General features: G+C 71.5%; 19 protein-coding genes. 12 read left to right on the top strand and 7 right to left on the bottom strand.

Annotated elements, in window-relative coordinates; translation table 11 throughout:
- Positions 1 to 250 precede the first annotated feature (250 nt).
- Positions 251 to 1,759 carry a glycoside hydrolase family 3 protein gene (locus MQP27_RS28960; protein WP_242768894.1) on the top strand — a complete coding sequence of 503 codons (1,509 nt, stop codon included), beginning with the start codon at positions 251 to 253 and terminating at the stop codon, positions 1,757 to 1,759.
- Between the two features lie 99 nt (positions 1,760 to 1,858).
- Positions 1,859 to 3,343, top strand: a complete 1,485-nt coding sequence (locus tag MQP27_RS28955; protein WP_242768893.1) for a glycoside hydrolase family 76 protein — start codon at positions 1,859 to 1,861, stop codon at positions 3,341 to 3,343.
- A gap of 20 nt (positions 3,344 to 3,363) precedes the next feature.
- On the opposite strand, the gene MQP27_RS28950 is transcribed toward MQP27_RS28955, so the two are convergent.
- Positions 3,364 to 3,792, bottom strand: a complete 429-nt coding sequence (locus MQP27_RS28950; protein WP_242768892.1) for a YjbQ family protein — start codon at positions 3,790 to 3,792, stop codon at positions 3,364 to 3,366.
- A 122-nt stretch (positions 3,793 to 3,914) separates the two neighbouring features.
- Here MQP27_RS28950 and MQP27_RS51735 point away from each other — a divergent pair, with 122 nt between their 5' ends.
- From MQP27_RS51735 to MQP27_RS28930, 5 genes are all read left to right on the top strand, one after another.
- Positions 3,915 to 3,998, top strand: coding sequence for a putative leader peptide (locus MQP27_RS51735; RefSeq protein ID WP_343234701.1), 84 nt, complete (start codon positions 3,915 to 3,917; stop codon positions 3,996 to 3,998).
- Between the two features lie 130 nt (positions 3,999 to 4,128).
- Positions 4,129 to 5,016: an ABC transporter permease gene (locus tag MQP27_RS28945; protein WP_242768891.1), complete on the top strand. Its 888-nt coding sequence runs from the start codon at positions 4,129 to 4,131 to the stop codon at positions 5,014 to 5,016.
- On the top strand, positions 4,989 to 5,744 hold the full coding sequence (locus MQP27_RS28940; RefSeq protein WP_242768890.1) for an ABC transporter ATP-binding protein: 756 nt from the start codon (positions 4,989 to 4,991) through the stop codon (positions 5,742 to 5,744). Before MQP27_RS28945 ends, MQP27_RS28940 begins: the two co-directional genes overlap by 28 nt.
- A gap of 41 nt (positions 5,745 to 5,785) precedes the next feature.
- The gene (locus MQP27_RS28935; RefSeq protein WP_242768889.1) at positions 5,786 to 6,808 is read left to right on the top strand and encodes an ABC transporter substrate-binding protein; all 1,023 of its coding nucleotides are present in this window, start codon (positions 5,786 to 5,788) and stop codon (positions 6,806 to 6,808) included.
- Between the two features lie 47 nt (positions 6,809 to 6,855).
- On the top strand, positions 6,856 to 7,941 hold the full coding sequence (locus MQP27_RS28930) for an NAD(P)-binding domain-containing protein (RefSeq protein ID WP_242768888.1): 1,086 nt from the start codon (positions 6,856 to 6,858) through the stop codon (positions 7,939 to 7,941).
- Between the two features lie 12 nt (positions 7,942 to 7,953).
- On the opposite strand, the gene mltG is transcribed toward MQP27_RS28930, so the two are convergent.
- A complete protein-coding gene (gene mltG, locus MQP27_RS28925; protein ID WP_242768887.1) occupies positions 7,954 to 8,796 on the bottom strand; it encodes an endolytic transglycosylase MltG in 843 nt (280 codons plus the stop codon).
- Positions 8,797 to 8,839: 43 nt separating this feature from the next.
- On the bottom strand, positions 8,840 to 10,642 hold the full coding sequence (locus MQP27_RS28920; RefSeq protein WP_242768886.1) for an ABC transporter ATP-binding protein: 1,803 nt from the start codon (positions 10,640 to 10,642) through the stop codon (positions 8,840 to 8,842).
- A gap of 105 nt (positions 10,643 to 10,747) precedes the next feature.
- On the opposite strand from MQP27_RS28920, the gene MQP27_RS28915 reads away from it, so the two are divergent.
- The gene (locus MQP27_RS28915; protein ID WP_242768885.1) at positions 10,748 to 11,203 is read left to right on the top strand and encodes a MarR family winged helix-turn-helix transcriptional regulator; all 456 of its coding nucleotides are present in this window, start codon (positions 10,748 to 10,750) and stop codon (positions 11,201 to 11,203) included.
- Positions 11,204 to 11,645: 442 nt separating this feature from the next.
- Here MQP27_RS28915 and MQP27_RS28910 read toward each other — a convergent pair whose 3' ends face one another.
- Together MQP27_RS28910 and MQP27_RS28905 are read right to left on the bottom strand one after the other, a co-directional pair.
- A complete protein-coding gene (locus MQP27_RS28910; RefSeq protein WP_242768884.1) occupies positions 11,646 to 13,025 on the bottom strand; it encodes a cation:dicarboxylate symporter family transporter in 1,380 nt (459 codons plus the stop codon).
- Positions 13,026 to 13,188: 163 nt separating this feature from the next.
- The gene (locus MQP27_RS28905) at positions 13,189 to 13,914 is read right to left on the bottom strand and encodes a L,D-transpeptidase family protein (RefSeq protein ID WP_242768883.1); all 726 of its coding nucleotides are present in this window, start codon (positions 13,912 to 13,914) and stop codon (positions 13,189 to 13,191) included.
- A 134-nt stretch (positions 13,915 to 14,048) separates the two neighbouring features.
- Here MQP27_RS28905 and MQP27_RS28900 point away from each other — a divergent pair, with 134 nt between their 5' ends.
- Together MQP27_RS28900 and MQP27_RS28895 are read left to right on the top strand one after the other, a co-directional pair.
- Positions 14,049 to 15,890, top strand: coding sequence for an ABC transporter transmembrane domain-containing protein (locus tag MQP27_RS28900; RefSeq protein WP_242768882.1), 1,842 nt, complete (start codon positions 14,049 to 14,051; stop codon positions 15,888 to 15,890).
- A complete protein-coding gene (locus tag MQP27_RS28895) occupies positions 15,887 to 17,668 on the top strand; it encodes an ABC transporter ATP-binding protein (protein WP_242768881.1) in 1,782 nt (593 codons plus the stop codon). The genes MQP27_RS28900 and MQP27_RS28895 overlap by 4 nt, the downstream gene beginning before the upstream one ends.
- A 145-nt stretch (positions 17,669 to 17,813) precedes the next feature.
- On the opposite strand, the gene MQP27_RS28890 is transcribed toward MQP27_RS28895, so the two are convergent.
- Positions 17,814 to 19,487 (bottom strand): FAD-dependent monooxygenase, encoded by a 1,674-nt coding sequence (locus tag MQP27_RS28890; protein ID WP_242768880.1) that lies wholly within the window; start codon positions 19,485 to 19,487, stop codon positions 17,814 to 17,816.
- A gap of 37 nt (positions 19,488 to 19,524) precedes the next feature.
- On the bottom strand, positions 19,525 to 20,043 hold the full coding sequence (locus MQP27_RS28885) for a COG4315 family predicted lipoprotein (protein ID WP_242768879.1): 519 nt from the start codon (positions 20,041 to 20,043) through the stop codon (positions 19,525 to 19,527).
- A gap of 136 nt (positions 20,044 to 20,179) precedes the next feature.
- Between MQP27_RS28885 and MQP27_RS28880 the strand changes: the two genes are divergently transcribed.
- Together MQP27_RS28880 and MQP27_RS28875 are read left to right on the top strand one after the other, a co-directional pair.
- Positions 20,180 to 20,788 carry an RNA polymerase sigma factor gene (locus MQP27_RS28880; protein ID WP_242768878.1) on the top strand — a complete coding sequence of 203 codons (609 nt, stop codon included), beginning with the start codon at positions 20,180 to 20,182 and terminating at the stop codon, positions 20,786 to 20,788.
- Positions 20,772 to 21,608, top strand: a complete 837-nt coding sequence (locus tag MQP27_RS28875; protein WP_242768877.1) for a cupin domain-containing protein — start codon at positions 20,772 to 20,774, stop codon at positions 21,606 to 21,608. The genes MQP27_RS28880 and MQP27_RS28875 overlap by 17 nt, the downstream gene beginning before the upstream one ends.
- Positions 21,609 to 21,809: the final 201 nt, after the last annotated feature.

The following is a 21,809-nucleotide window of genomic DNA, read 5'->3' as shown; positions in this document are numbered from 1 at the left end:
GACTGCGCGGAGTGAGGGGCGGTGGCCGTTCCCGCAGGGTCGCTGCACCACGTGCCACACCAGCCCCTGTTCGAACTCGCGTATCACCAACTTGGACTAGACCAACTCGCAATGTCAAACATGCAAGTTGTCGGCGCGTTGCTGCCAAGACGGCCCGGCCCGGCGCCAGTTGACGAGGTCAGCCCCCACTTGACACGTGCGGTTAGCCTGAGCGGAGACATATTGGTCTGTACCAACAGAAGGGCTGTCGATGGTCTCCAGCAAGCACAGCAGGGAGTTGCGGCGGCTGGCGCTCTCCGTCCTGCAGCCGGGGTTCGTGGGCACCGAGGCGCCGGACTGGGTGCTGCGCGAGATCGGTGACGGGCTGGCCTCGGTCGTGCTCTTCTCGCGCAACATCGTCTCGCCCGACCAGGTCGCCCGCCTGACCGGACAACTGCGCGCGGAGAACCCCGAGTTGATCGTCGCGATCGACGAGGAGGCCGGAGACGTCACCCGCATCGAGTCCGCGACCGGCTCGACCCGGCCGGGCAACTTCGCCCTAGGCACGGTCGACGACACCGAGCTGACCGAGGAGGTCGCCGCCGACCTGGGCCGCCAGCTGCGCACGGCCGGCGTGAGCCTCGACTACGCGCCCAGCGCGGACGTCAACTCCAACCCCGACAACCCGATCATCGGGGTCAGGTCCTTCGGCGTCGACGCGAAGGTGGTGTCCCGGCACACCGCCGCGTGGATCCGGGGACTCCAGTCGGCCGGCGTCGCCGCCTGCGCCAAGCACTTCCCCGGCCACGGCGACGTCGCCGTCGACTCCCACCACGGACTGCCCGTCTACGGCGCCGACCGCGAGCAGATCGCCGCCCAGGCCCTGCCGCCCTTCCGGGCCGCCGTCGAGGCCGGGGTGCGCGCCGTGATGACGGGCCACCTCCTGGTCCCCGCGTACGACCCCGACCTGCCGGCCACCCTCAGCCCGCGCATCCTCGACGGACTGCTGCGGCAGGAGCTGGGATTCGAGGGCATGATCGTCACCGACGCCATCGAGATGGGTGCGGTCGCCGGCCGCCACGGGATCGGCGGGGCCACCGTGCGCGCGGTCGCCGCCGGTGCCGACGCCGTGTGCGTGGGCGGCGAGAAAGCCGAGGAGGCGACCGTCGACCTGCTCGTGAACTCCCTTGTGGACGCTGTACGTTCGGGGAACCTCAGTGTGGAACGGCTCGGCGAGGCGGGCGAGCGCGTCCGGGAGTTCGCCACCTGGTCGGCGGCGCTGAGCCCGGCCGTCAACGGCGACCTGGGCGGCGGCATCGGCTTCGCGGCCGCCCGCCGGGCCATCCGGCTGACCGGAGCCGTACGGCGCGCCCTGCCCCTGGTCGTCGCGCCGCACGTGGTGGAGCTGGTGCCGACCACCAACCTGGCCATCGGCAAGGAGACCCCTTGGGGCGTCGCCGCCCCGCTGGGCGAGCGGCTGCCCGGCACGACCTCGGTCCGGGTGCGTCACGAGGACCTCAGGTCGGGGACCACCGCCCTGGAGTCGACCGCCCTGTCACCCGCCGCGGGACGCCCGCTGGTCGTGGTCGTCCGGGACGCCGCCCGGCACGCGTGGATGGCGCGGGCGCTCGCCGACCTGGTCAGGGCCCGCCCCGACGCGATCGTCGTGGAGATGGGCCTGCCCGGAGCCGCGCTTCCGGCGGCGGCCCAGATCTTCACCCACGGCGCCACCGCCGCCTCCGGAGTGGCCGCGGCGGAGGTGCTGGCCGGGGCCCGCTGAGGTTCAACTCACGTACTACCGAGCAACATTGACGCTCTCTCAGCTCTTGCCTACCTTTTGAGAGCGCTCTCACACCCGCTGCCGGAGCAGGGAGGTCCGATGACCCCCGTACAGAGTCCGAGACGTCACCCCCTCCGCCGATGGCTGGCAGCCCTTCCGCCGGGGCTGCTCGCCCTCCTCGTCCCCCTCGCACCACCGGCGTCCGCCGCCGACACCTCGGCGGCGGCCACCGTCTGCAACAAGTACTGCGACGCCCGGGACCCGGCACTCTCCCCGGGCGACCGCACACCGGTCACCGCGAGCGTCTACTCCCGTTCGATCGTCCTGCACTTCGACGACACCGACGCGATGGGCTGGGCGTCCATCGACAACGGCAGCCCGGGGGACGAGGTCTGGCTAGACCGCTCCTTCGACGGCGGCCGGACCTGGAGCTCGGGCAGCAAGCTCGGCGACACCACCGTCCCCTCGGGACAGCGGGGTTGGCGGACGCTGATGTACAACGTGGACGACTGGAACAACCTCGGCGTGGGCGCCCTGCGCGCGTGCGGCAAGGCCGGGGACCGCGCCGAGATCGCGTGCACCCCGTGGGCCCGCACCACGTGGAACGCCGGCGAGCGGCGCACCGCGGCGGCGACGGCGCTGATGACGTCGTACAACTACGGGACCGGCCTGTTCGACACCACCGGCTGGTGGAACTCGGCGAACGCCCTGACCGCGCTGATCGACAACATCCGGGTGACGGGCATGGGCAGCTACACCTACGCGATCGCCCGCACCTACGACCTCAACATCAACGCCCAGGGCGGGCAGTTCCGCAACGACTACATCGACGACACCGGGTGGTGGGGGCTGGCGTGGGTCGCCGCGTACGACCTGACCGGTGACAGCCGCTATCTGAGCACGGCCCGCGCGGACGCCGACCACATGGCCGCCTACTGGGACACGACCTGCGGCGGCGGAGTGTGGTGGAGCACGGCGAAGACGTACAAGAACGCGATCGCCAACTCCCTCTACATCCAGCTCAACGCGGCCCTGCACAACCGGATCTCCGGTGACACGGCGTATCTGGACCGGGCTCGGGCGGGCTGGTCCTGGTTCCAGGGCACCGGCATGGTCAACGGCTCGCACCTGGTCAACGACGGCATCGACCTGTCCACCTGCCGCAACAACGGCGCGGCCGTCTGGTCGTACAACCAGGGTGTGCTCCTCGGCGCGCTCACCGAGCTGTACCGGGCGACGGGCGACAGCGGACTCCTCACCAGCGCCCGGCAGATCGCCGACGCAGCCACCACGACCTCCCAGCTCCACACCGCCGACGGCATCCTGCGCGATCCGTGCGAGGACGGCGACTGCGGAGGCGACGGGCCGTCGTTCAAGGGCGCCCACGTCCGCGGCCTCGGCAGGCTCAACGCGGTGCTCGCCGACCACCCGTACACCGCCTATCTCAAACGCCAGGCGGACCGCGCCTACGCGAGCGACCGCAACGCCCTCGACCAGTACGGGCTGCGCTGGTACGGCCCGCTGGACAAGACGGACGCGGCACGCCAGCAGAGCGCCCTCGACCTGCTCGACGCGGCGCCCTGAGCGGGCTCGCGGCGCCGGGATCAGGAACCGGCGAGGAAGGAGAGGCGCACCTTGCGCCGCGGGTTGTCCCGGTTCGTGTCCACCAGGCAGACCGACTGCCACGTGCCCAGCTCCAGTCCCCCGCCCACGACCGGCAGCGTCGCGTGCGGGGGTACGAACGCCGGCAGGACGTGGTCGCGGCCGTGGCCGGGGCTGCCGTGGCGGTGCTGCCAGCGGTCGTCGGCGGGCAGGAGGGTGTGCAGGGCGGCGAGGAGGTCGTCGTCGCTGCCGGCGCCCGTTTCGATGATGGCGATGCCGGCCGTGGCGTGCGGCACGAAGATGTTGAGGAGGCCGTCGCGCCCGGCGGCCGCCTCGCTCAGGAAGCTCTCGCAGTCGCGGGTCAGGTCGAAGACCCGCTCGTTCGAGCCGGTGGCGATGTTCAGGACTCGGGTGGTGAAGGCATCTGACATGGGCCCATCCTGACCCATGTGCCGGGATTCGCACGTCAACGGCCGCCCGCGGATTGATACGCGGGGTCCATTCCGCGAGACACCATTGACCGTGCACCGACCAGCTGGCTACTTTCGGCCGCATGTTGCGTTCAGCCCTGCTCACCACGCGCGGTCACATCGACCTGCTGCGGGTGGCCTCCGCCGCGTGTTGTCGCGGCTGCTGACGCCTTCCTCCCCGCGCTTTCCTCTCTCGCCCTCGCCGCCGTCTGCCGGTAGGCGCGCCGTGCCGCGCCACGGCGCTGAGGCGCGTGCCCCCTCACCTCACCGGTCGCTCTCCCCACTCCGTGGAGCATCATGAGCATCAGCCATGCCCCGCCCAGCCCCCCCGAACCCGACATTTCGGATATATCCGAGACGCATGCCGAGCAGGGCGCCGCCCTCCACCTCACCCCCATCGTCCCCACCTCCGCCCGCCGCACCCGCGTCCCCCGCTGGCTGCGCCGCACCACCGGGCCCCTCCTGTTGCTCGTCCTGTGGCAACTCCTCAGCGCCACCGGAGTGTTGACCGCCGACGTGCTCGCCTCGCCGGGGCGGATCGCGCAGGTCGGCTGGGATCTGATCGCCGACGGTTCGCTGCCCGGCGCGATCGGGACCTCGCTCCAGCGCGTGGCCGGCGGGCTGCTGCTCGGCACGGTGATCGGCACCGGACTCGCCCTGGTCTCGGGCCTGTTCAGGATCGGCGAGGATCTCGTGGACGCGCCGGTGCAGATGCTGCGGACCGTGCCGTTCGTCGGTCTCATCCCGCTGTTCATCATCTGGTTCGGCATCGGCGAGGCCCCGAAGATCGCCATCATCACGCTCGGCGTGACCTTCCCGCTCTACCTCAACGTCTACGCCGGAATCCGGGGCGTGGACACCCAGTTGATCGAGGCCGGTGAGTCCCTCGGGCTCTCCCGCCGGGGGCTCGTGCGGCACGTCGTGTTGCCGGGTGCGCTGCCCGGCGCGCTCACCGGGCTGCGCTACTCGCTCGGCATCGCCTGGCTGGCGCTGGTCTTCGCCGAGCAGGTCAACGCGGACGCCGGCATCGGCTTCCTGATGGTGCAGGCGCGGGACTTCCTGCGCACGGACGTGATCGTGGTCTGCCTGATCGTCTACGCCTTCCTCGGCCTGCTGGCCGACCTCGTCGTCCGACTCCTCGAAAGGCTGCTGCTGCAATGGCGACCGACGTTCACGGGCCGGTGAGCCCGCAGGTGTCCCCGACCTCTCACGCGGTCCGCGTCGAGGGTCTGAGCCGGTCCTTCGACGGCCGTGCCGTCATCGACGACCTCCGACTGGACATCCGGCCGGGCGAGTTCGTGGCCCTGCTCGGCCGCAGCGGCTGCGGCAAGTCGACCCTGCTGCGCATCCTGGCCGGCCTCGACCGCGACATCCGGGGCACCGTCCTGGTGCCGCGCCGCAAGGCCGTCGCCTTCCAGGCGCCGCGCCTGATGCCGTGGAAGAAGGTGTGGCGCAACGTCCTGCTCGGCCTGCCCGGCAAGCCCGAGCGCGCCGTCGCCGAGAAGGCGCTCGAAGAGGTGGGCCTGGACCACCGCACCGACGCCTGGCCGAAGACGCTCTCCGGCGGCGAGGCCCAACGCGCCTCGCTGGCACGGGCGTTGGTCCGCGAGCCCGATCTGCTGCTGCTGGACGAGCCGTTCGGCGCCCTGGACGCGCTGACCCGGATCAAGGCCCAGCGGCTGGTGGGCGAGTTGTGGCTGCGGCGCGGCTGCGCGGTGCTGCTGGTCACGCACGACGTCGAGGAGGCGGTGCTGCTCGCCGACCGCGTCCTGGTGATGGACGACGGCGTCATCGCGCACGAGCAGACCGTCGACCTCGACCGCCCGCGCGACATCGCCGACCCGCGGTTCGCCGAGCTCCGCGCCGGCCTGCTGGAACGGCTCGGCGTCGACACCGCCGCCGAAGCCGCCTGAACTCCCCTTTCCCTCACGCCAGTTCACAGAACGGAATCCCCATGCGACGCCGCCTCGTCCCCGCCGCACTGCTCCTGCCCTTCGCCCTGCTGCTCACCGCCTGCGGCGGCAACTCCGCGGCCGACACGGGAGGTTCGGTCGACGGCAAGGGCTCCCTCACCCTGAACGTAGGTGACCAGAAGGGCGGTTCGGAGGCCATCCTGCGGGCCGCCGGGGAGCTGAAGAACCTCGACTACAAGATCAAGTGGTCCACCTTCACCTCCGGCCCGCCGCTCCTGGAGGCCGTCAACGCCAAAGCCGTCGACATCGGCGGCGTCGGCAACACCCCGCCCGTCTTCGCGGCCGGCGCGGGCTCGAAGATCACGGTGGTGGCGGCCTGGCACGGCACATCCAAGGGCGACGCCATCCTCGTCCCGAACAGCTCCAAGCTGACCAGGCCTCAGGACCTCAAGGGCAGGTCCGTCGCCGTGGCGCAGGGCTCCTCCGCCAACTACCAGCTGGTCGCCTCCCTCAAGGCGGCCGGGCTGAGCCTGAGCGACGTCAAGGTCAAGTACCTCCAGCCGGCCGACGCGCTGGCCGCGTTCACGTCCGGCAAGGTCGACGCGTGGGCGGTGTGGGACCCGTACACCTCCCAGATCCTCCAGGCCAAGCAGGGCCGCGTCCTGACGACCGGCGACAGCATCACCAACGGCCTCACCTTCCAGGTGGCGGCGCCGAGCGCGCTGCGGGACAAGAAGAAGGCCGCCGCGATCAAGGACTACCTGGAGCGGCTGCGCCGGGCCACCGACTGGGTCTACGGCCACAAGGAGGAGTGGGCCAAGGTCTGGGCGAAGGACACCGGGCTGCCGTACGAGGTGGCGCTGGCCTCGGTGAAGCGGACCAACGCCACCCGGATCTCGGTCGCCGTCGACAAGCCGCTGATCGCCTCCGAGCAGCAGATCGCCGACACCTTCACGCAGTTGAAGCTCATCCCGAACAAGGTCGACTTCGGCGACTTCGTGGACACGCGCTACAACGGCGACCTGCCCCCGTCGACCACCGCGGCCCGCGCCTCCGAGAGCTGAGCAAGCCGGCCGGGAAGATCCACGGCCCCGCCGCCGTTGGCAGAAGCGTGAACAGCATGCGCGAGGTCGAGGTGGTCGTCATAGGCGCCGGTCAGGCCGGTCTGTCCAGCGCCTATCACCTGCGCCGCACCGGGTTCGAGCCGGACCGCGACTTCGTGGTGCTGGACCACTCCCCCGGCCCGGGCGGCGCCTGGCGGTTCCGCTGGCCGTCGCTGACGTACGGCAAGGTCCACGGCATGCACGCGCTGCCGGGCATGGAGCTGACGGGTGCCGATCCCGCGCGGCCGTCGTCCGAGGTGATCACCGAGTACTTCGCGGAGTACGAGCGCGCCTTCGATCTGCGGGTACGGCGGCCCGTCGACGTCCGTGCCGTGCGCGAGGGCGAGGACGGGCGGCTGCTCGTGGAGACCTCGGACGGCACCTGGTCGACGCGGGCACTGATCAACGCGACCGGCACCTGGGACCGGCCGTTCTGGCCGCGCTATCCCGGCCAGGAGACCTTCCGGGGACGGCAGTTGCACACCGCGCAGTACCCGGGGCCCGAGGCGTTCGCGGGGCAGCGGGTCGTCGTGGTGGGCGGCGGCGCGTCCGGCACTCAGCATCTGCTGGAGATCGCCGAGCACGCGGCCGCCACCACCTGGGTCACCCGCCGCCCGCCCGTCTTCCGGGAGGGCCCCTTCACCGAGGAGTACGGCCGGGCCGCCGTCGCCCTCGTCGAGGAGCGGGTACGGCAGGGCCTGCCGCCGAAGAGCGTGGTCTCCGTCACCGGGCTGCCGCTCAACGACGCGATCCGGCAGGGCATCGAGGACGGGGTCCTCGACCGCCGGCCCATGTTCGACCGGATCACGCCCGACGGCGTGGCGTGGAACGACGGGCGACACAGTCGTCACATCGCCGCCGACGTGATCCTGTGGGCCACCGGCTTCCGGGCCGCCATCGACCACCTCGCCCCGCTGAAGCTGCGCGAGCCGGGCGGCGGGATCCGCGTCGAGGGCACCCGTTCGGTCGCCGACCCGCGCGTCCACCTCGTCGGCTACGGCCCCTCGGCCAGCACCATCGGCGCCAACCGGGCCGGACGCGCGGCCGTACGGGACATCAGGCGGCTGCTCGCCGAGGAGCCGGTCGCCGCGTGACGTCCCGCCCGGTCACTTCGCCGAGGGCTTCTGCCGGGCGTTGAACTCGGCGACATTGCGCTGGTGCTCGGCGAAGTCGGCGGTGAAGCGGGTGTCGCCCGGCTTGACGGTGACGAAGTACAGCCAGTCGCCCGGCGTCGGACTGATCGCCGCACGCATCGCGTCCTCGCCCGGATTGTCGATCGGCGTGGGCGGCAGGCCCATGCGCTGGTACGAGTTGTAGGGGCTGTCGATCCGCGTGTCGTCGCCGGTCGTCTTCAGCGTGGCGCGGTTCAGGGCGTAGTTGATGGTGGAGTCCATCTGCAACGGCATCCCGCGCTCCAGCCGGTTGAAGACGACCCGCGCCACCTTGCCCATGTCCGCCTTGGAGGCGGCCTCGGCCTGCACGATGCTCGCGATGGTGACCGCCTGATAGACGTTCATCGCGTTGCGCTGCGCGCCGGCCGCCATCGGGGCGCCGTTGAACTTCTTGTTCGCGGTGTCGACCATGTACGCCAGCAGCGACTCGGGCGTCGCCTTCCTGCCGTTCCGCTCCAGCGGATACGTCGCCGGGAAGAGGTAGCCCTCCGGGTTGCCCTCGGCGTCGCTCGGCAGCTTCAGGGCTGCCTTCGCGAGGGACTTGCGGGCGCTGCCGGCCGGCAGGGCGAGGGCCTTGTCGATCGCGTCGTAGACCTGCCCCGCGCGCCAGCCCTCGGGGATCACCAGCGCCGTGGGCTTGGCCTCCTGCTCGTTCTCCAGGCTCAGCAGCGGCACCGCCACGGCGGTGCCGGCCACGACGGCTCCGGTCGCGATGAGGACGAGCCGGCCCCTGCGCGTCAGTCGAATCGTTCTCCGTGGCGGAGTGTTCAGGTACATGAGCGCACGGTAACCCGCATACCGTCACAAACCCGGCATATTTTCAGCTTGTCGGTTCCAGTTGGGCATCCCGGCGTACGAGGGCCGCGTACCGTCCGTCCCGGTCGAGCAGTTCCTCGTGCGTGCCCCGCTCGGCCACCCGGCCGGAGTCCAGGACCACGATCTGGTCGGCGCCGCGGATCGTGGAGAGCCGGTGCGCGATGGTGAGCGTGGTGCGGTTGGCCGACAGGGCGTCGATGGCGTCCTGCACGGCCGCCTCGGTCCGGGTGTCCAGGGCGCTGGTCGCCTCGTCGAGGATCAGGACCGGCGGGTCGCGCAGGATGGTGCGGGCGATGGCGAGGCGCTGCTTCTCACCGCCGGAGAACCGGTGGCCGCGCTCGCCGACGACGGTGTCGTACCCGTCGGGCAGCGCCGCGATGTGCTCGTGGATCTGCGCCGCCCGTGCCGCCGCGTACAGCTCCTCGTCGGTGGCGTCCGGCTTGGCGAAGCGCAGGTTCTCGGCGACCGAGGCGTGGAAGAGGTACGTCTCCTGCGAGACCACGCCGACGGCCCGAGCGAGGGTGTCGAAGTCGAGGTCGCGGACGTCGACGCCGTCGAGGGTGACCCGGCCGCCGGTGACGTCGTACAGCCGCGGCACCAGGTAGCCGAGGGTCGACTTGCCGGCGCCGGTCGGGCCCACCACCGCGAGGCTGCTGCCCGCGGGGACGGTGACGTCGATGCCGTCGAGGACGGGCCCGCTCTTGTCGTCGTAACGGAACTCGACGTCCTCGAAGCAGACCTCGCCCTTGATGCGGTCGAGGTGGACCGGGTTGTCCCGCTCGGTGATGTCGATGGGCAGGTCGAGGTACTCGAAGATGCGCTGGAACAGCGCGAGGGAGGTCTGGATCTGGACGCCGGTCGACAGCAGGCTGACGGCCGGGCGGAACAGGCCCTGCTGGAGCGAGACGAAGGCGACGATCGTGCCGATGGAGATGTCGGGGCCGCCGGCCTGGAGGGCGATGCCCGCGGTCCAGTAGATGACGGCCGGCATGGCGGCCATGACGATCGTGATGACGGCCATGCGCCAGCGCCCGGCCATGCTGGATCGCACTTCGAGGTCGACGAGCCCCTCGGACTCCTCCTCGAAGGACCTGGTCAGCGAGTCGGAGCGGCCCATGGTGCGGCCGAGCAGGATGCCGGAGACGGAGAGCGACTCGGTGACCGTGGCGGCCATCGCGGCCATCTGCTTCTGGCGCTGGGTGGTGATCTTCTTGCGTTCGTTGCCGACGCGGCGGCTGATCCAGACGAAGAGCGGGAGCAGCAGCAGCGAGACGACGGTCAGGCGCCAGTCGAGGGCGATCATCGCGACGATGGTGGCGACCACGCTGGTCAGGTTGGAGACCAGGGAGGTGGCGGTGGAGGTGACGGTGGCCTGCATGCCGCCGATGTCGTTGGCGATGCGGGACTGGACCTCGCCGGTGCGGGTGCGGGTGAAGAAGGCGAGGGACATGCGCTGCAGGCGGCCGTAGACCGCGGTGCGCAGGTCGTGCATGACGCGCTGGCCGACGGTCGTCGAGATCAGGGTCTGCAGGACGCCGAAGACGCTGGTCAGGACGGCGCTCAGGATCATGCCGAGCGCGAGCAGGCTGAGCAGGCCGGTGCGGCCCTGCGGGATGGCGGTGTCGAGGGTGGCCTTCAGCAGGAAGGGCGTGGCCACCGAGACCAGCGAGGAGGCGCCGACCAGCAGGCCGACGATCGCGAGCCGGGCGCGGTAGGGGCGGAAGAGCTTCAGGATGCGGCGCACCTGCCGGGGCTGCTCCTTGGCGTCGGCCGGCGGTGTCCAGCGGGATTCTCGATCGGGGTGCATGGGCTCCTTCGGGAGGTGAGAGGGAGGCGGGGCGGTCGAGCCTGGCGGAGCTTAGCTCATTGTTACCTATGCTCACAATGAAATACCTCCTGATATTGTTCCCGCATGACCAGCCCCGATCCCGACGGCCTGCTCGCCGAGCAGTTGCTGCGGCTGACCCGCCGGGTGCACCGCATCCAGAAGCGGCACATCGAGCAGTGCGGCATGGGCGTCACCCCGGCTCAGTCCCGCCTCCTGCGCACACTGGCGCACTACGGCTCACCACCGCGCATGGCCGACCTCGCGGAGCGGCTGGAGGTGGTGCCGCGGGCGGTGACCTCGCTGGTCGACGGTCTGGAGGCGAGCGGCAAGGTACGACGGGTGCCGGACCCGACGAATCGCCGGGTGATCCGGATCGAGCTGACGGAGGACGGTCACAAGGCCCTGCGCGAACTGCGCGCCGCCCGCAGATCCGCCGCCGCGGAAATCCTCGCACCGCTGACGGAGGAGCAACGCGCGGTGCTGGGCGGCCTCCTGGACACCCTGGTGGACGGCGCACCGGAGTCCGGACGGCGCTGCTGAGCCCGGACTGAGCCAGAGTATGACCATGGCCGAGACTCCGAGGTGCGGCGGGCGCGGGAGTTGGACACGGGGGAGAGCCGGTTCGAGGACCGCGAACGGCACGCCGAGGAGCGGGCGCCAGCGGCGGAACGACGCGAGGCCCTCGTCTCTCTCACGCCTGCACGCCGGTTGGTTCACGGCCGAGCCGACGCGTCCGACAACCGCTGGCGACGGGAGCACGGAGGCAGCCTACGCAGGGGCAATCCGCTTGTGGGGGACGGGACTTGGGAGTGGGGCGGACGCAGGAGCCGATCGTGCGGTGCGGCTCTCATCGTGGCGGTGTCGGCCGCGCTGACCGTCTGGGCGAACTCCCGCTGACCCGGGCGGAAACAGGGGCGGGCCGCGGTCGCCGCTCCGTTCTTCCGGAGCTGCGGCGCGCGGCCCGTACCCGTCGGCGGTGGGGTCAACTGGCCTCGGTGGCGGGCTCCTTGGCGGTCTGGGCGGGGACCTCGGCCTGCGGAGCCGCGGTCTCCTCGGCCCCCTCCGGCGCCTTGCTCCCGCCGTCCAGAACCTTCTTCGCCCGCTCGATGTCCAGTGCCCCCTCCCAGCGGGAGACGGCGAAGACGGCGACGCAGTTGCCGAGCAGGTTCGTCACGACGCGCATCGAGTCCATGATGCGGTCCACACCGAGCAGCAGGGCGACCGCGCCGGCCGGGATGGCGCCCAGCGAGGACGCGGTCGCGGACAGCGCGAGGAACGCCGAGCCGGGGATGCCCGCCATGCCCTTGCTGGTCAGCATCAGCACCAGGACCACGGTGATCTGCTGCCCCACACTGAGGTCGACACCCACGGCCTGCGCGATGAACAGCGTGCCGATGGAGAGGTAGAGCGACGCGCCGTCGAGGTTGAAGGAGTACCCCGTCGGCAGGACGAGGCCCACCGCGTCGTCGCGCGCACCGGCCCCCCTCAGCTTCTGCATCACCCGCGGCATCACCGACTCCGTCGACGCCGTGCCGAGCGCCAGCAGCATCTCCTCGCGGATGTACCGCAGGAACTTCCACAGGCTCAGCCCCGTGACCATGCGCAGAGCGACCGCGAGCAGCACGACGAACAGCGCGGCGGCGACGTAGCACAGAACGATCAGCTTCGCGTACGTCTCGATGACGCCGAGCCCGTACTGGCCGATCAGGACGGCCATCGCGCCGAAGACCGCGATCGGCGCGAGCCGCATGACGAAGCCGACGATCGCGAAGATGATCTCCTGGGCCTGTTCGATGGCGGGCAGCACTTGCGGCACCTTGGTGTGGCCGAGATGCAGCAGGGCCGCGCCCACGAGGCAGGCCAGGACGAGGACTTGGAGCAGGGAGTTCTCGGCGAAGGCGCCGATGAAGCTCGTCGGCAGCGCGTTCAGGACGAATTCTGTCGTCGAGGGCAGCGAGCCGCCGCCCGTCTTCTCGTCGACCGCCTTGGTGCTCAGCGTGGCCGGGTCGACGTGCATCCCGGAACCGGGCTGGACGACGTTGGCGGCGAGCAGCCCGATGATCAGGGCGAGCGTGCTCGCCACCTCGAACCAGAGCAGCGCCTTGAGCCCGATCCGGCCGAACGCCTTCAGGTCGCCGGCCTTGGCGATCCCCACGACCACCACGCAGAAGACGAGCGGCGAGATGATCGTCTTGATCAGCCGGGTGAACCCGTCGCCGAGCGGCTGAAGGTCCGTGGCCACGTCAGGCCACAGCTTGCCGACGGCCATGCCGAGCACGAGCGCGACGAGGACCTGCGCGAACAGCGAGGTACGCAGTGTGTGTGCGACGCGTCGCGGGACAGAGGGGACGGACGGCGGCACAGGCACTCCTTGAGAGGGGACGTCAACATCGCAGCAGCCGGGGAGACTTCTGCGATACGGAAAGCGGCTTCCGTGGCGATCACTTTCGCTCGCAAGTTGATCGCAGCGGAAACCTGCGTGTTGCGTCCGTGTAAATCAGCCCGGGGGCCCTCCACCGTCCGCGCTAGGCCTTCAGGTCAGCCCTGTCCCCCATGACCACCACGGGATGCCGGTCCGGGTCGAGCGTGCGCAGCAGGTACTCCATCGCCGCCTTGGACAGGCTGACGCAGGCGGACGTACCGCTGCCGTGGTCCATGTGCAGCCAGATGCCGCCGCCCTTCGCGTCGCCCTCGGGGCGGGTCGGGTCGTTGGGCGGACGGCCCTTGACGCGGTTGTAGTCGATGGCGATGACGTAGTCGAAGTCGTGCCAGTGCGACCGGGCCCACCAGCGTGGGGCCGCGAAGGACGGGTCGCGGGTGTACGGGAGCCGGGCGCCGGGGTCGGCGAGGACACCGCCCGCGTCGGTGAGCGTGAACACGCCGACGGGGCTGCGCCGGTCGCCCTCGTGATGGTCGGCGGTCCAGCCCCGCTTGCCGTTGTGCGCCGGCCAACTGCGGGTGCGCTCCCAGGTGGAGCCGCGTTTCGTGTACAGCACGACCGTGGAGTCCGGGGAGTCCTTGCCGTCGCCGTAGACCGCGACGACCTGGCGGGAGTCGTCCGGGATCAGCCGGTGCAGACGGTCGCCGACGCCGGGGACGGCGGTACGGGCCCGTGCGGGTGACGCCTTGGCACCGGCTCCGCTCTCCCCCGCACCGCCGTGCCCGGCATCGCCGCACCCGGACAGTGCCGTGAGCAGGGTCCCCAGGGCCGCCACCGCGACCGCCGTACGTTGTGCACCGTTTCTCCGCATCGGCCCATTCTGTACGGCCGCTGAGAAAACCGGTTGCCTCCGACCACGCTGCGACGCGAACCTTGCACGGTTTGCAACCGCCGAACGCGGTTCCCTCCACCCCCCTGACACGAGCCACTGGGATGTCAGTCGTCATGCAGATTCAAGACCTTCCGTATCCCGATCCGGGCGTGCCGGACGCGCGTTCGGGTCCACGATTCCTGTGGTGGCTGGGCCGAAATCAGCTGGGCGGGCAGTTCAAGGCGCTGGCCTGGGGCCTGTTGCACTTCGTGGCGGTCTCCGCGCTGCCGTTCTGCGTGGGCCTCGCCGTACAGGCCGTGGTGGATCGCTCCGGCACCCGGCTGGCGCTGACCGGCGGGCTGCTCGCGCTGGCCGCCTTCTGCATCGCGCTGGGCGACACCTTCCTGCACCGCACCGCCGTCACCAACTGGATCACCGCCGCCGCCCGCGTCCAGCAACTGCTCGCCCGCAAGGCGGCCCAGCTGGGCTCGGCGCTCACGCGGCGCGTCGCGGCGGGCGAGGTGGTGGCCGTCTCCACGGGCGACGTCGAGAAGATCGGCTGGTTCGTGGAGGCCGTCTCCCGCTTCCTCGCGGCGGCCCTCACCGCCCTGCTGGTCTGCGTCGCCCTGCTGGTCTACCAGCCCGCGCTCGGCGTGGTCGTCGCCGTGGGTCTGCCCCTGGTGGCGCTCGCGGTGCTGCCGCTGCTGCCCAAGGCCACCCGGCGGGCCGACCTGCAGCGCGAGAAGGCGGGCCGGGCCACCGAACTGGCCTCGGACACCGTCGCCGGCCTGCGCGTGCTGCGCGGCATCGGCGGCGAGGAGCTCTTCCTCGACCGCTACCGCAGCGCCTCCCAGGAGGTCCGCCGCGCGGCCGTGCGCAGCGCCCGCATGTGGTCCCTCATCTCCGCGATGCAGGTCCTGCTGCCGGGCCTGCTGATGATCGTCGTGGTCTGGTACGGCGTCCATCTCGCCCGCGAGGGCCGCATCACCGTCGGCGAACTGGTCACCGTCTACAGCTCGGTGATGGTCCTGAACTACCCGCTCCAGCACTTCCACGAGATCGCGATGGCGTACTCCTTCTCGCGCCCCTCGGCCAAGCGGGCCGCGCGGGTGCTCTCACTGGAGCGCGCCACCGACATCGAGGGCGTGCGGGAGGCCGACGTGCCGAGCGGCGATCTGTACGACCCCGCGACCGGTCTGCTGGCCCCGGCCGGCCGGCTCACCGCGGTGGTGTGCGGCGACCCGGACGCGGCGGGTCTGCTCGCCGAGCGGCTGGGCGGACACCCCGCCGAGCAGGGCACGTCCGTGCGGCTGGGCGGCGTACCACTGGACGAGCTGCCGCTGGACACGGCCCGCACGGCCGTGCTCGTCCAGGACAAGGACCCGGTACTGCTGTCGGGTTCGCTGCGCGAGCTGCTCGACGTGCCCGCCTCGGGTGCCGTCACCGCCGAGGACGCGCTGGTCGCGGCCCAGTGCGGGGACGTGCTGGAGGCGCTCGCGCAGGGGTCGTTGGACGCCGAGGACCCGATGGACACGCGCATCACCGAGCGCGGGCGGTCGCTGTCCGGCGGTCAGCGGCAGCGGCTCGCGCTCGCCCGGTCGCTGATCACCGACCCCGAGGTGCTCGTCCTGGACGAGCCGACCTCCGCCGTCGACTCGCACACCGAGGCGCGGATCGCGGAGGGCGTGCGTGGACTGCGTCGGGGGCGCACGACGGTGGTGTTCACCTCGTCGCCGCTGCTCCTGGACCGCGCGGACCGGGTCGTGCTGGTGCACGAGGGCGAGGTCACGGCGGTTGGCGTGCACCGCGAACTGGTGCGCACCGACCCCCGGTACCGGGCCGTGGTGACCCGGGAGACGGAGGAGGAGTCGGCCATGAGCGCCGTACTCGAAGAAGACGTACTCGAAAACGCACTCGAAGAAGACGAAGCACTCACTGAACTGCAAGAACTGGAAGAGATCGAGGAGTCGGCATGATCGGCGTGGCGCCACCGGCCTACGACCCGGCGGCACCGACGACGGCGAACACCCTGCCCGTCGGCGCCCCCGCGACCGTACGCGCCTATGTGGCCGAGCTGTTCCGGCGGCACCGCCGCGCCTTCGTGGTCCTGATCGCCGTCAACACGGTGTCCGTGATGGCGTCGTTGGTCGGCCCGTGGCTCCTCGGCGACCTCGTCGAGCGGGTCTCGGACGGCGCGCGGGACCTCCATCTCCCGCTCACCGTCTCACTGTTCGCGCTCGCGCTGGTCGTCCAGGCGGTGTTCGTACGGCAGGTGCGGCTGCGCGGCGCGATGCTGGGCGAGCGGATGCTGGCCGACCTGCGCGAGGACTTCCTGGTGCGATCGGTGGGACTGCCGCCGGGAGTTCTGGAGAGAGCGGGGACCGGTGACCTCCTGTCCCGTATCACCACGGACATCGACCGGCTCGCCAACGCGATGCGCGAGGCCGTGCCGCAGCTGGCGATCGGTGTGGTGTGGGTACTGCTGCTGATGGGCGGCCTGGTCGTCACGGTGCCGCCGCTGGCGCCCGCCGTGCTGGTCGCCGTGCCGCTGCTGGTGGTCGGCTGCCGCTGGTACTTCAAGCGGGCGCCGTCCGCGTACCGTTCGGAGGCCGCGGGGTACGCCTCCGTCGCCGCCGCCCTCGCCGAGACCGTCGACGCCGGACGCACCGTCGAGGCCCACCGCCTCGGTGAGCGCCGGATCGAACTCTCCGAGCGCCGGGTGACCGAATGGACGGCGTGGGAACGGTACACGTTGTGGCTGCGGTCGGTGCTCTTCCCGGTCATCAACCTCACCCACGCGACGGTGCTCACGTCGGTGCTGATGATCGGCGGGGTGTTCGTCCTGCACGGCTGGATCGGGGTGGGTGAGCTGACGACGGGCGCGCTCATCGCACAGATGCTCGTCGACCCGGTCAACCTCATCCTGCGCTGGTACGACGAACTGCAGGTGGCGCAGGTGTCGTTGGCCCGGCTGGTCGGTGTGCGGGACATCGAGCCGGAGGCCGGGGAGGAGTCGCTGGCGCCGGACGGGCGGGACGTCCACGCGGACCGCGTGCACTTCGGCTATCGCGAGGGCGTGGACGTCCTGCGCAAGGTGTCCCTGCGCGTCGCACCCGGCACGCGGCTCGCGCTGGTCGGCCCCTCGGGCGCGGGCAAGTCCACGCTGGGCAGGCTGCTCGCGGGCATCTACGCGCCCCGGGACGGCCGGATCACCCTGGGCGGCGCGGAGCTGTCCCGGATGCCGGCGGAACGAGTCCGCTCGCACGTCGCCCTCGTCAACCAGGAGCACCACGTGTTCGTCGGCTCCCTGCGCGACAACCTCCTCCTGGCCCGAACGGACGCGGTGGACGCGGAGTTGTGGGCGGCGCTGGGTGCGGTCGACGCCGACGGCTGGGCGCGGGCGCTGGACGACGGCCTCGCCACGGAGGTCGGCTCGGGCGGGCTGGCGCTCACCCCGGCGCAGGCCCAGCAGATCGCGCTGGCCCGGCTGGTGCTCGCCGACCCGCATACGCTGGTGCTGGACGAGGCGACGTCCCTGCTGGACCCGCGCGCCGCCCGCCACCTGGAACGGTCGTTGGCCCGCGTCCTCGACGGCCGCACGGTGGTCGCCATCGCCCACCGCCTGCACACCGCGCACGACGCGGATGTCATCGCGGTGGTGGAGAACGGGCGGATCAGCGAGCTGGGCAGCCATGAGGAGTTGGTGTCGGCGGACGGGGCGTATGCGGCGTTGTGGCGGTCTTGGCACGGGTGAGATCGCATGGGCGGCGGCTCAGGACGGTGACCGGAGTGGCGGTCGGTCCTGGGCCGTCGGCCGTTTGGGGTAGGGGGATTCGGGGGCCTCGGGGCTTCATTCGGCGGCGGCCGCTGGGCGTTCGCTCGGTGGTGTTTGGGCGCTTTCAAAGGCCCGGCGCGTCCGTGATCTCGGTGAGGGTGGCCCGGACGGTGGCATCGCTCCGTGGGCGGTCGCGCCAGTGCGCGGCGATGTGGCCGTCGGGGCGGACCAGCAGCGCTCCGTGCGCGCCGAGGTCGTACGGGTCGGCGTGCTCGGTCTGCAGGGGTGCGATGCGCAAGGGCCATGGTGGGGTGGCCTGTTGCTGCCAGTGGGCGGGGGCCGGGGTGAGCAGGGTGAACCATTCGCCGAGGGTGTCGAGCGTGGAGCGGTCGGGGGCGAGCCAGCGGTGCGGGAGGCGGTGGCCGGGCGCTGTGGTGGGGATGTAGTCGGTGCTGGTGCCGGTGCCGGTGTGACCGTCGGGTGGGGCGGATGGGCCAGCCGCCGTGCCAGTGCGGGTATCGGTCTCCGTGCCGGTGCGGGTATCGGTGTCGGTGTCCGTGCCGGTCGATTCGGGTGCCGCGCCGTTGTCCGTGTGTACCGCGGTGGAGCGGTAGTTGGCGCCGAGCACCAGGCCGAGTTGGGCGAAGTACCTCTCGGACCAAGGGACTTCGATGGGCGCCGACGGTGCCTCGCCGTTCCGGAGCTGGTCGCGGCGGAGTTTCTGCGCCTTGGCCACCAGCTTGGCGTTGGCCACCGCCTGCCGAAGGGTCTCGTGGGCCACCGGCCGGCGTTCGGGCTCGTAGGTGTCCAACAGACCCGGCCCTGCCCAGCCTTGGAGGACACCCGCCAGCTTCCAGCAGAGGTTGTGCACATCACCCACGCCGGTGTTCATGCCCAGCCCACCGGTGATGGGGATCGCGTGGGCGGCATCACCGGCGAGAAGGATCCGGCCGTGACCGAAGCGTTCGGCGACGAAGGCATTCATGACCCAGTGCTGAACCCGCAGTACTTCGGCCGATACGGCGGTGCCGTCACCGAGCGCTTCCGAGACTAGGCCAACCCAGTCGGCACGCCGGGTGTCCTCCGGCGTCGCGCCGAACCAGGCCCAACCGCCCTCCGGATACAGCGGGATGAGCGAGCCGTGCGCGGTGACGTACACCCCGGCGGGCTGATCGGCGGCCCAGCGGCTGAGGTCGGCGTCGAACACCACGGTGGTGAAGCTTCCCAACGCGCCCGGCCCGACGGTGCCGATACCCAGCAGTTGCCGCACCGTGGAGTTCGCACCGTCGGCGGCAACCACGTAACGCGCGCGGACGACCGTCTTGTCCCCGCTCCCGTGGTCGACCAGCGAGGCCACGACCCCGTCCGCGTCCTCGGACAGCCCGACGAGTTCGACCCCGAACCGCGCCTCCGCCCCCGCGGCGGCCAGCAACTCCGGTTCCAGGCGGTCCTGCGAGGTGACCACACCGCTCACGGGGCTCTCCGGGACGGGCGCATGCACCCCGACCATCGCCGCCGAGGCGAAGTCACGGTCGTACAGGGTGTCCCGGAACCGGATCCGCCCGTACTTCGGCGCGAACGCCGCGTCCGCGATCCTCGCGGCGATTCCGAGCTGCCGAAACACCTCCATCGAGCGGACGTTGACCAGCCGCGACCGCGGAAAGGGCGACAGCTCACGGCGTTTCTCGACCAGCAGCACGCGTACGCCCCAGCGCTCCAGCAGTGCCCGGGCGGTGAGCCCGACGGGCCCTCCCCCGACGATCAGTACGTCCGGGTCTGTCGGCAACTCGACCATCATGGGATCAATGATCCCGGTCCGGGATCCGGCCGCAAGGTCAGTATCCGTAGCCGCCGCTGCCGTTCGAGGCCGGTACGGCCTTCTTGACCGCGGCGCCCTGGGCGTTCACCACGTACCAGATCTTGTCGATGCCCTGCCCCTTGAGATCACCGGCCGACCGGTCCTCGGCGTAGTAGTAGAGCGGGTGCCCGGCATACGTCACCTGCGGTTTCGCTCCGCCCTTGGTGCTGCCGACGAGGTTCGCGTCGATACCCGAGCCCGCCCTCGGCTTGCCTTCCATGTGCGGCCAGAGCTTGACGCAGGCCGCGTCGCAGTTCATCGAGTTGGTGTTCCTGCCGTCCTCCGTGAAGAGGTAGAGGGTGCGTCCACCGCCGTCGACGAGGATCTTGCCGAGCGGCGAGTCGGCGACCTTGATGCTGCTGGTGTCCATGGCTGCGGGGGCCTGGCTGCCGGATGCGGCACCGCCGCTCCCGCCGCCGCCCCCGCATCCGGCCAGCGACAGCGACAGCGCCGACGCGAGTGCGAACCCTGCCACCGTGATCCTGCTTGACCTCATGATCTTCTCCGTCCGCTTTCCGACGGAGGTTGTACGAGCGAGCGGCCTCGACGGATTGGGCTCGACTCCGCTTCGGGGCGGATTTCGCTTTTCGGGTCGATTTCGTTCAATCCCTTCGGCCCTCCCGTACGTACCTATGGGCGTGGAGCTGTTCCCGCGTGCCGACCGGGTGGACGACGCCTCGCTCGTCGCCGGCTTCGCGCTGGGCGACGAGCAGGCCTCGGTGGCCTTCGTCCGCCGCTTCCAGGACGCGGTGTACGGCCTGGCACTGTCGGTGACCCGGGAGCCGGCCCTGGCCGAGGACGTGAGCCAGGAGGTCTTCGTACGGGCCTGGCGGGCGGCCGGGAACTACGACCCGCGGCGCGCCTCGGCGCTCACCTGGCTGCTGACGATCACCCGCAACGCCGCCATCGACGCGGTCCGGGCCAGGCGCCCGGTGCCCGTGCTGGCCGAGAACCTGGAGCGCCTCCTGGACGTGACCCTCCGGTCCGAGGCCGACACGGAGGGCACGGAGGGGCAGGCCCTGGCCGCCCTGGAGAGCGAGCGCGCCCTGGAGCGGCTGCGGGACCTGCCCGTCGAGCAGGCCCGCGCGGTCGCCCTCGCCGTGCTCGGCGGCTGCACGGCCGCGGAGGTGGGCCGGCACGAGGACATCCCGCTCGGCACCGCCAAGACCCGCATCCGTACCGGGCTGCGCAGGCTGCGCGACGCGCTGAAGGAGGGGAGCCGCGATGGAACACCACCCTGACGAGGACGAACTCACCGCCCTGGCCCTCGGCACCCTCCCCGGCGGACCGGCGGAGCTCCTGCGCCACCTCACGACCTGCCCGTCCTGCCGCGCGGCCTACGACGACCTCTCGGCGGCCGTCGACGCCGTGCTCCCGGCGGCCCCCAGGGTCGCGGCACCGCCGGGCTTCGACGCCAGGGTCCTGGAGCGGCTGGAACAGCTGGAACTTCGGCGGCCCGGCGTGGCCCACGGGACTCCGGACGCAGTCCGTCCGACCACGCCCCTCGGCCGTCCGACACCGGAGGCAGCGGTCCAGCCGCCCACGCCCACCGGCCACGGGACACCGGACGCAGTCCTCGAATCGGCGTCTGCCGACACCCGGCGTGTGCCGGAGGCGAGCCGTGTACTGCCGTTCCTGCCGGTCCGTCGGTCGCGGCGGGTCCCCCTGCTCGTCGCGGCCGCCGCCCTCGCCGGGCTCGGCCTCGGTGGGGTCGTCGGGGCGGAGGTCCTCGGGCACCGCTCGACGCCGGCCCAGGTGACCGCGAGCGACCACGGGGCCGTGCTGACCACCCGCTCGGGCGCCCGCGTCGGAACCGTGGAACCGAGCCGCCTCGGCGCCGACCGGGTCATGGTCATGCAGATCGCGGCCGGCCGGCCCGGCACCCACTACACCTGTCGACTCCTCCTCAAGGACGGCTCCACCCGCGACGCCGGGCAGTGGTGGATGCCCGCCTCGGGCCGTGCCACCTGGATCGCCTACGGTTCGGCCGACGCCGTCTACCGGGTCGAGCTTGTCATGGACGACGGCCACGTCTGGTCCTCGGCCGATCTGGGCGGCTGACACCGGCGGTGGGGCCGTCGGCGCGGGAAGGTCGTGCCTCCTCGCCCCGTGCCGTTGCGCGGTCCCGAAAAGGGGTGGAAGGCTGGATATCGGCACCGGCTCGGGGAGTGCCCGGGGACCGTCGGTTCCTTCCGGGCGCAGCCTGTGCTCCGCACACCGGCGCCCCGCCGCACGGCGCGGTGAAGACGGGCCGGTCCGCAC

Origin of the sequence: Streptomyces cylindrosporus, assembly GCF_022698165.1 — a bacterium.
Classification (GTDB): domain Bacteria; phylum Actinomycetota; class Actinomycetes; order Streptomycetales; family Streptomycetaceae; genus Streptomyces; species Streptomyces cylindrosporus.
This window is presented reverse-complemented; position numbering and strand designations above follow the sequence as displayed.

Excerpts from the sequence above, each read along its gene's own strand:
- MQP27_RS28960 (WP_242768894.1), top strand. The coding sequence starts at position 251 with ATGGTCTCCAGCAAGCACAGCAGGGAGTTGCGGCGGCTGGCGCTCTCC.
- MQP27_RS28955 (WP_242768893.1), top strand. The coding sequence starts at position 1,859 with ATGACCCCCGTACAGAGTCCGAGACGTCACCCCCTCCGCCGATGGCTG.
- MQP27_RS28950 (WP_242768892.1), bottom strand. The coding sequence starts at position 3,792 with ATGTCAGATGCCTTCACCACCCGAGTCCTGAACATCGCCACCGGCTCG.
- MQP27_RS51735 (WP_343234701.1), top strand. The coding sequence starts at position 3,915 with ATGTTGCGTTCAGCCCTGCTCACCACGCGCGGTCACATCGACCTGCTG.
- MQP27_RS28945 (WP_242768891.1), top strand. The coding sequence starts at position 4,129 with ATGAGCATCAGCCATGCCCCGCCCAGCCCCCCCGAACCCGACATTTCG.
- MQP27_RS28940 (WP_242768890.1), top strand. The coding sequence starts at position 4,989 with ATGGCGACCGACGTTCACGGGCCGGTGAGCCCGCAGGTGTCCCCGACC.
- MQP27_RS28935 (WP_242768889.1), top strand. The coding sequence starts at position 5,786 with ATGCGACGCCGCCTCGTCCCCGCCGCACTGCTCCTGCCCTTCGCCCTG.
- mltG (WP_242768887.1), bottom strand. The coding sequence starts at position 8,796 with ATGTACCTGAACACTCCGCCACGGAGAACGATTCGACTGACGCGCAGG.
- MQP27_RS28920 (WP_242768886.1), bottom strand. The coding sequence starts at position 10,642 with ATGCACCCCGATCGAGAATCCCGCTGGACACCGCCGGCCGACGCCAAG.
- MQP27_RS28915 (WP_242768885.1), top strand. The coding sequence starts at position 10,748 with ATGACCAGCCCCGATCCCGACGGCCTGCTCGCCGAGCAGTTGCTGCGG.
- MQP27_RS28905 (WP_242768883.1), bottom strand. The coding sequence starts at position 13,914 with ATGCGGAGAAACGGTGCACAACGTACGGCGGTCGCGGTGGCGGCCCTG.
- MQP27_RS28900 (WP_242768882.1), top strand. The coding sequence starts at position 14,049 with ATGCAGATTCAAGACCTTCCGTATCCCGATCCGGGCGTGCCGGACGCG.
- MQP27_RS28895 (WP_242768881.1), top strand. The coding sequence starts at position 15,887 with ATGATCGGCGTGGCGCCACCGGCCTACGACCCGGCGGCACCGACGACG.
- MQP27_RS28890 (WP_242768880.1), bottom strand. The coding sequence starts at position 19,487 with ATGATGGTCGAGTTGCCGACAGACCCGGACGTACTGATCGTCGGGGGA.
- MQP27_RS28885 (WP_242768879.1), bottom strand. The coding sequence starts at position 20,043 with ATGAGGTCAAGCAGGATCACGGTGGCAGGGTTCGCACTCGCGTCGGCG.
- MQP27_RS28880 (WP_242768878.1), top strand. The coding sequence starts at position 20,180 with ATGGGCGTGGAGCTGTTCCCGCGTGCCGACCGGGTGGACGACGCCTCG.
- MQP27_RS28875 (WP_242768877.1), top strand. The coding sequence starts at position 20,772 with ATGGAACACCACCCTGACGAGGACGAACTCACCGCCCTGGCCCTCGGC.